This is a genomic window from Microcoleus sp. S13_C3 (genome assembly GCF_036700905.1).
GTDB lineage: Bacteria > Cyanobacteriota > Cyanobacteriia > Cyanobacteriales > Microcoleaceae > Microcoleus.
Genome location: NZ_JAUBPT010000358.1, coordinates 1 through 1,332 on the forward strand (window position 1 = coordinate 1; position 1,332 = coordinate 1,332).

Consider the following 1,332-nt stretch of genomic DNA (forward strand, 5'->3'; position numbering starts at 1 on the left):
CGTCCAAAAAGGACGGGCGGGACGCCCATCCCACAATAACAATTAAAATTGTAAGTTATTTAATTCGCGATCCTAATATCCCGGTCGGGGCGGGTTTTTGAGATTGTCAATTATTGGCAGGTATTGTTGGTGAACCCGCCCCTACAACAATCGCGATCCCTCGACCGGAAATGATATGAGGTCGCTTTCTTCAATTCTTTAAATCTTCAATTCTTCAATTCTTTAAATCTAAAATCTAAAATCTAAAATCTAAAATCGATTGGCTTGTTCCCTCTTCCTTTAGACAGGAGACACCTGGGCTATAAATGCGCTACTCTGTTGCCAATATTTTGATGAGGAAAAAAAGGCTGTGGTTCCCTTACGCGATGAAAATCCCATTACTATCACTCCCTACGTCACCTACGGGCTGATTGCCGCCAACATATTAGTATTTTTGTACGAACTCAGTTTGGGCGATCGACAATTAACCCAATTCTTCTACTCTTGGGCCGTAATTCCTTGCCAGTTAAGCAATATGTGTCGGGTTGCTCTGCCAGTTTCGCCATTTCCCGAATGGACGACACTGATTAGCTCCCAATTCCTGCACGCAGGCTTTCTTCACATTGCCGGAAATATGTTATTTTTGTGGATTTTTGGCAACAACGTAGAAGACCGTTTAGGACACGTCAAATTTATAATATTTTACCTTACTTGCGGCGTTTTAGCATCACTAACTCAGTGGTTTTTTTCCTCAGCATCTGCCATTCCGTCCCTAGGTGCTAGCGGCGCGATCGCAGGCGTGATGGGAGCTTACATTCTCAGATATCCCCAAGCTAAAGTTCTGACACTGCTGCCCTTGGGAATTTTTATTACCACCGTCAGAGTCCCCGCTTTCTTCTTTCTAGGATTTTGGTTTGCACAGCAAGCATTGAGCGGCTTGGCTTCCTTGAATGCCCCGGCAAGTGTCGGCATGGAATCCGGGGGAGTTGCCTACTGGGCCCACGCCGGTGGCTTTGTTTTCGGCGCTATTCTCGGCCCTTTATTGGGACTTTTTTCTGAAGATAATCAGATTTAATTTTTCACCGCAGATGAACGCAAATAAACGCAGATAAACTGCCAACGAAATCGGCGTTTATCTGCGTTGTTCTGCGGTTTCAAACCTCTTATTTGTCTTAAAGCTCGGTGCTATGCTTGGCTCTTTGTTGGGATGGTTTTCTGAAGATAATCAGATTGATTTTTTCACCACCGTGATATCATGTCCGATCGATTGAACGCGATTAAACCCACATTCCGCACCCCAACTGGCACATAGGCAGATTGAGGGGATAAAAGTGAATCATCCGAGATCGAGCG

Annotated in this window: 1 protein-coding gene; it reads left to right on the top strand. The window is 45.0% G+C overall.

Annotated elements, in window-relative coordinates; translation table 11 throughout:
* Positions 1 to 349 precede the first annotated feature (349 nt).
* Complete coding sequence (locus tag QUA16_RS36710) at positions 350 to 1,054, top strand: rhomboid family intramembrane serine protease (RefSeq protein ID WP_333109771.1); 705 nt, start codon at positions 350 to 352, stop codon at positions 1,052 to 1,054.
* The last annotated feature ends 278 nt before the right edge of the window (positions 1,055 to 1,332 follow it).